Annotated in this window: 7 protein-coding genes; 3 read left to right on the top strand and 4 right to left on the bottom strand. The window is 66.7% G+C overall.

Annotated features, from left to right (window positions below; all coding sequences use genetic code 11):
* Both H926_RS31080 and H926_RS0119650 read left to right on the top strand, forming a co-directional pair.
* Positions 1–387, top strand: a 387-nt coding sequence (locus H926_RS31080) for a TIM barrel protein (RefSeq protein WP_237741115.1), incomplete at its 5' end; no start/stop codon positions are given.
* A gap of 6 nt (positions 388–393) precedes the next feature.
* On the top strand, positions 394–807 hold the full coding sequence (locus tag H926_RS0119650; protein WP_237741114.1) for a hypothetical protein: 414 nt from the start codon (positions 394–396) through the stop codon (positions 805–807).
* Here H926_RS0119650 and H926_RS0119645 read toward each other — a convergent pair.
* The 4 genes from H926_RS0119645 to H926_RS0119630 form a co-directional block, all read right to left on the bottom strand.
* The gene (locus H926_RS0119645) at positions 804–1127 is read right to left on the bottom strand and encodes a hypothetical protein (protein WP_022677807.1); all 324 of its coding nucleotides are present in this window, start codon (positions 1125–1127) and stop codon (positions 804–806) included. The genes H926_RS0119650 and H926_RS0119645 overlap by 4 nt on opposite strands.
* 4 nt (positions 1128–1131) lie before the next feature.
* Entirely contained in the window at positions 1132–1338 is a 207-nt protein-coding gene (locus H926_RS0119640) for a DUF2945 domain-containing protein (RefSeq protein ID WP_028658256.1), read from the bottom strand.
* A 78-nt stretch (positions 1339–1416) separates the two neighbouring features.
* The gene (locus tag H926_RS0119635) at positions 1417–2667 is read right to left on the bottom strand and encodes a histidine-type phosphatase (protein ID WP_022677805.1); all 1251 of its coding nucleotides are present in this window, start codon (positions 2665–2667) and stop codon (positions 1417–1419) included.
* Positions 2668–2815: 148 nt separating this feature from the next.
* Positions 2816–5638 (bottom strand): TonB-dependent receptor, encoded by a 2823-nt coding sequence (locus tag H926_RS0119630; protein WP_022677804.1) that lies wholly within the window; start codon positions 5636–5638, stop codon positions 2816–2818.
* Positions 5639–5858: 220 nt separating this feature from the next.
* On the opposite strand from H926_RS0119630, the gene H926_RS29115 reads away from it, so the two are divergent.
* Positions 5859–6464 (top strand): RNA polymerase sigma factor, encoded by a 606-nt coding sequence (locus H926_RS29115; RefSeq protein WP_022677803.1) that lies wholly within the window; start codon positions 5859–5861, stop codon positions 6462–6464.
* The last annotated feature ends 37 nt before the right edge of the window (positions 6465–6501 follow it).

Here is a 6501-nt window from a genome sequence, read left to right as displayed (position 1 = left end):
GGCCTGGTGATCGATACCGGCCATGCGCGGCTGGGCGGAATCGATGTGCCGGCACTGATCCGCGAGCATCCCGCCCGCGTGGTGCACGTGCATGCCAAGGACGTGCGCCCGGCGGTGGCGGCCGAGACGATCGGCCAGGGCGCCTCGTTCCTCGATGGGGTGATTGCCGGCATGTTTACCGTGCCGGGCGATGGCGCAGTGGATTTTGCCGCGGTTTGCGCGGCGCTTGCCGCGATCGACTATGCCGGGTGGATCGTGATCGAGGCGGAACAAGATCCTGCGCTGGCGCCGCCAGCGGCCTATGCCCGCGCTGGTCTGGCCCATCTGCGCACGCTGTGGCTGTCGGCGGGGGCGGCGGCGGGGGTGGGGGCGCAGGGGTTGAAGTAGGCCGCCATGCATGCGACATCGGCGGGCATGAACCCCGATACCCGCGCCATGATCGCCGCCGTCGCCTTTGCCTCCACCACCGGCAAGACGGTGGCCGGGCTGTTTGACCACGCCGCCGGCCGCGATCTGCGCGTGGCGGCAGAGCGGCGCGGCGACCAGGTCAAGGGCTTTGACGGCGAACGCAATGTGGCTTTTGCCGGCACGCTGCCCGAAATCCACGACGAGGGCAGCAAGGCCTTCGTTTCGTTCACCATTGACGGCGAACAGGTGCGCGGTTTTGATCGGGCCAGCGGCGCTCATTTCGAGGCGCGCGTGGGCGATGGCGTGGTGCAGGTGTTTGACCACGCGCAGAGCACGTGGTTCGCCTATGACGTGCAGGATGCCCAGGCGGCGAGCAGCTATCTGCGCAGCAATTCCTAATCCGCCAGCTTGGCGCGCTTGGCCTCCGCCCAGGTGCGCCCGGCGTCACCACCCCACAGCAGCCAGGCGATAAAGCCCGCCGAGGGATCGCTGTTGCTGTTCCACTGGTGGGCAGCGCCCTGCTTGTCCACCTCGTGGCGGGCGAAATAGCTGGCCATGGCTTTCACGTCAGCCTCGCTCACATCGCGGCGCTCGGCCAGCTGGTGCGCGCGGCGCACGCCCACATCCGTGCCGCCACAGCCAAACTTTTCGCGCAGGCGCAGGCCGCGCCTGGCATTGGCCGCCATCTTGAGCGTGGGGGTGAAGTGTTGCCCGGCCATGGCGCTATTCCTTTTCCAGCGCTGCGGGCTTGTGCGCGGCGCGGGCGCCGCTTGCGGTTTCCACCAGGATCTGCGGATCATCGGGCGAGGCGGCGACCTTGTGATCCTTGATCTTCATCGGCTTGGTCACCTTGCGCACGACCTTGCCGTGGGCGGTGCCGCCGCTGCTGTGCCATTTGACTTTCGCGCCCTTGCGCAGGGTTTCGGCCATGGTGGGTTCCTCTTCCATATGCGGTAAAGGAACCCACCATCGCGAAGGACAGTTCCGTATGGCCCTTGGGGCAGGGGGCTATTTCGCCTGATCGAGCACCCGGGTTTGCCGGGCGATCAACTGGGCAAAGCCTGCCGGCGTGCACGTGGTGCCACAGCGGCCGAGCGATAGCGGATGCAGCGGCGCGCCGGCGCCCGATTGTGGCAAGGGCACCAGGTGGCGCGCCTGATCGGGGGTTTGCGCAAGGTATGACAGGCGCAGCAACTGGCGGCCGGTTCGCGTGTCGGTCAGGCGTTCGAACAGCAGGCCCGCGCCGATCGGCGGATCGTTGCGGCCATAGCCGGGCAGGGTAAAGCCGGTGCCGATCAGCGCGGTAACCGCCGCGATGGTATTGTCATGGCCGACCAAGACGCTGAACGCCGGTGCTTGGCGCGTCGTCAGCGTGGCGGCGATCTTGCGCGCGATCAACCCGCCAACGCGCGGCGCCATATAGGCGGAGCGGGCAAAGACATCGAACAGCCGGGCGTGGAGCGGAGACATCGTGGCGATGTCGGCCGCGCTGGCCCGGCCCCAGCCGACCTGGGTGAGCGGCATGCCTTCGGTGTATTGCAGCAGGAACACCTGCGCCGTGCCCGAGGCGAGATCGATCGGGCCAGCCAGGCTCAACCCCTTGCCATCGGCCGAAGGGGCGATGCGGTTGGGCTGGGTGGAAATCGGGCAGGGCGCGCGGCAGCCCAGCACGCGTTCGATCGTGGCGACGGCCGGGCCCATGCCGACCATCAGCGCGTGGCCATTGTCGAGTTCGGCGTTGATGCTGGCAGCAGCGGCGCGCGCATCGAACGGCACGGCCGGCGTATCGAGCGCGTCGAACAGCGGATCGGCCTGGCCTTCGGGCAGGTGATCGACCGCGAGCGGACAACCGGGCGCGAGGCCCTGGGCGAGGGCCTGGCCGCTGGCGATGGTGCGCGATTTGCTGTTGGTCCAGATCGCGATGCTGCCGGCTTGCGGGCAGCCCCCGGCAGGCAACAGTCCCTGGCGCACCAGGCGCGCGCGCTCGTAATCGGCAAGGCGGCCGAGCGCCTGGGCGCCGTGCGGGGTAAGCTGGCTGGGCGGGGTATCCCAGTGGGGAAAGGGGTGATCAGCCAGCGGCGCAGCGGCCGCTTCGCCATCGAGCGGGGCGCGGATGCCGTGGCGGATGAGCAGCACGACGCGATCGACGCGATAGCGCGGAGTCTTGTCTGGCGCCGGGCGGGCGATCGCCATGGCCGGGATCAGCGCGGCGAGCAGGCACAGCGCAAGGCGGGGGGTGAAGCGGGCACGAGCGAGCATGGCGGGCAGCCTTACTTGGCAAATGTGAAACGGGGGCAAATGTGAAACAGAAGCGACGCGGCAAAAAGAGGGGCAGCGGCCGCGATAAACGCGCCGCCGCCCCAGTTTGCGATCGGGTCAGTGAGGGACGACCCGGGGGATCAGGCGATCAGAACGAGTACTTGACGCTGGCAAGCGCCGTGGTGCCGGAATTGACGATGTCGGAAATGGCCAGCGAGTGGCGCCCGATGTGGGCCCAGTAGGTGTAGTTGTTGAACAGGTTGGCCACCGAGACATCGGCCTTGAGGCCATTGCCGAAGTCATAGCCGGCGTGCAGGTCAACCCGCTTGACCGGGCGCACCCAGCGATCGTCCCAACCCGTGGGCTGGCCGAGGTAGTTGTAGGATTCCAGATAGGCGCCGGTGTAGTTGTAGATGGCGTCGATCGAGAAGCCGCCGAGCGCATAGAACACCCGCGCCTGGCCCATCACGTCGGGCGCGTTCTGGATATTGCGCATCACGCCGTTGCCGATGTCCACCTTGGTCCACTGCCGGGTGAGGTTGGCACCGATGCCGAAGCCGCGCAGCGCGCCGGGCAGCTCGACAAAGGTTTTCTGCACCTGGAATTCCAGGCCATAGACATTGCCGCTGCCGCCGTTGAGCGGACGGGTGATGAACGTCTGGTTGGTGCCGTCGTTGGTGGCGGTGTTGAGCAGGGTGGTGCCGCTGTCATAGAGATAGTTGGTCAGCCGCTTGTAATAGCCGCCCAGCATGACATGGCCCGAGGGAGCGAAGTTCCATTCGACCGAGCTGTCGACGTTGATCGCGCGGATCGGCTTGAGGTTGGGGTTGCCTTGCACGATCGTGGTCTTGCCATCGTCACCGGTGCGCGCGGTGGAGCTGCCGCCAAGCTGGAAGAACGGCGGGCGGGTATAGGAGAACCACACGTCGCCACGCGCCACCAGCGTGCTGCTGGGCCGCCAGTTGGCAAACAGGCTGGGCAGCAGTTCGTTGTAGGTGGTGCGGTTGCTGGCAAAGGCGCCGGGCTGTTCCACGCCGCCGCTATAGGCCATGACCCAATAGGTGTTGTTGATCGTGGTGTGTTCAAAGCGCAGGCCCGGAATGATTTCCAGATTGCCGGCCTTGAGCGTGGCCGTGGCATAGGCCGCCGCCACGGTTTCACGGCCCGACAGCGTGCCGCAGTTGAAGTTGTTCACATAGAGCGAACCGCAGGTGTCGAAGCTGTTGTAGCTCGATCCATCGGCTTCGTTGGCGAACTGGTACTTGTTGAACAGGTTGAACAGCGCCGTCTTGTTGAAGCGTGGCAGCGACCAGTCATAAAGGCCCGGATAGGTGTGGGCATACGTGCCGTTGGTCAGGCCCAGCTGCGCCCAGGTGACGGCGTGGCCGACATAGTTGGCGACATAGTCGGTGGTCCAGTCGCGGCTGGTCACGTTGCGCTTGCTGCTTTGCAGCTTGGCGCCAAAGGCGATGCTTTGCAGCAGGCCGCCATCGGTGAAATCGCGGCTGATATCGAGGCGTCCGCCCCACTTGCGCTGGCCGCTGAACTGCTCGGTCAACTGGCCGGCGCGGCGGGCGGGCAGCACGCTGGCCGAATTGTCGAACGCGTTGAAGATCGCCTGGTTATAGAGCGCGACCGGATAGTTGTCGGAATAGCCGACCGACTGGCCACCGAGCGGAATCTTCGATCCGCTGGTGTACTTGTCGGACTGGTTGATGCGGGCCGACGCCTCGATATGGTTGGGGCGGTTGTTGTGGCCTTCGCTGTAGAACACCTCGGGCGCGATCTTCCAGTCGCCGAGCTGCTTTTCCCCGCCGAACGCGGCCGTGGCCAGGACCGCGGTTTCGGGGTTGGTTTCAAAGTAGTTGCGCACCGAAACCGAAGGCACGGTCAGGACATAGCGATCGGTGCCGGGCGAGAGAATCCACGCCTTGGTGCCGCCGTTGAACTGCGCCAGGGTGGAATCCTGCTCGGTCAGCGCCTTGGCATAAGTGCCGCGCAGATAGACGCGGGTGGTATCGTCAGGGCGCCAGTCGAGCGAGGCATTGCCGCCAAAGCGGCGGGTCTTGCCGCTCGATACGCCGGCGTCAAAGCCGGTGAGCGCGGCATTGCGCTGCGGATCGAGGCCGGGATAGCTGGTGCCCTTGCTGTCCGACGCGTTGAGATAGCCCCAGCTGCCATCGTCGTGCGCCGATTGCGCGCCGCGGATCTCGCTGTTGGTATAGGTGCGCTTGTCGTAATAGCCGCTGACGTAGATGCCCATGGTGTGGCCCGGGCCAAAGCGCGACGAGATTTCCGCCGCCAGGCCGCCGCCCAGGCCGCTGTCGCCATAGGTGCGCGCGCGGGTTTCGAGGCGGCCCGAGGCCGTCACGCTGCCGTGCAGGCGATCGGAATAGTCGAACGCCGAAGGCGTGCGGAAGTCCACCGTGCCGCCGATGGCATCGCCATCCATGTCGGCGCGCGAGGCCTTGTTGAGCACGATCGTGTTGAGGCCGGTGGGCGGCAGCAGGGTCAGCTGCACGCCGCGGCTGTAGGGCTGGCCCTGGGCGACGTTGACGCCATTGATCAGGTTGACGTTGTATTCGGAATTGAGGCCACGGATGGCGACATACATGCCTTCCCCGCGCGAGGCGCCATCGACGCCGCCGATGAACGACGAGCCGGTGTTGACCACGTTGACGCCGGGCAGCAGGCCCAGCGCCTCGGCAACGTTGTGCACGGCGGTGTGGCGCAGGTCTTCTTCCGACAGAACCGAGATCGGGTGCGAGGATTGGAACTGGATATCGGCGGCCTGCTTGCGCGTGCCGATCACCACGATGGCGCGTTCGGCATCGGCCGGGGCGGCAGCATCGCCAGCGGAATCGGCGGTGGCATCGGGCGCGGGCAGCGGCGCCTGTTGCGCCAGCGCGGGAACGATCATGGTGTGCAGCGCGCTGGCGAGCAGGGCCGGGCGCAGATACGAAACGGGCATGTTTTCCCCCTTTAGGAAACACGACCAGCCACGGCGGGCAGGTCTGCTGGAAAGGACGCAGCGCCGCCCCACGATTCCCCGAAAAAATTTGATGGCGCGATTGTCACGGCGCTGTCACACCTGCCGCCTAGGGCGCCCGGCCATGTGCCCCAGGGGATCAATCCCGCGCGTTTTGGCCGGGTGCCGCCGGGGGGCAATGATGGCAAGAACGGGGTCGACCATGCGGAGCATCGACGGGGATAGTCATGCGCCGCCACCAGAGCTGCCGCAGGGGGCGGCATCGTGCCGCGCCGAAGAGCTGGAGGCGGCCACCAGTGCCGGCGAGATGGCCGCGCTGCGCGCCTATCTCAAACGGCGCATGCGCGATGGGCAGGACCTGGACGACATGGTCCAGGACGTCTATCTGCGCGTGCTTTCGACGCCGGAAGCCGATCCTGTTGCCAATGTTCGGGGATTTCTGCGCCGGGTTGCGTCAAACCTGTTGATCGACCGTTACCGCAGGAAGGCTGCCCGCTTGTCCGAACACCATACCACGCTGGACGAGCATATCGTCGACGATGGCGCATTGGCGCCCGAACGCATTGCTTCTGGCCGCCAGGAGCTGGCGCTGCTGGGCGATGCGCTCGAGGCGATCGGGCCAGTGGCGCGCGATGCGTTTCTGCTGGTGCGGGTGGAAGGGTTGAGCCACAAGGAAGCCGCGCAACGGCTGGGCATCACGCCCAAGGCGGTTTCGCACCATGTGGAGCGCACGCTGGCGCGCATGGCCGGGCGCCTGGCGCTGGGCGAGGGTAGCGGCAGGGGCAGCGGCGGGAGAGCCGCGCGATGACGGCGCCCAACCTGCACGACAGCCCGATCCTGGCCGA

The sequence above is a fragment of the Novosphingobium sp. B-7 genome (assembly GCF_000410615.1).
Lineage (GTDB): Bacteria > Pseudomonadota > Alphaproteobacteria > Sphingomonadales > Sphingomonadaceae > Novosphingobium > Novosphingobium capsulatum.
The sequence above is the reverse complement of the archived record's forward strand: the minus strand, read 5'-3'. Positions and strand labels throughout refer to the sequence as shown.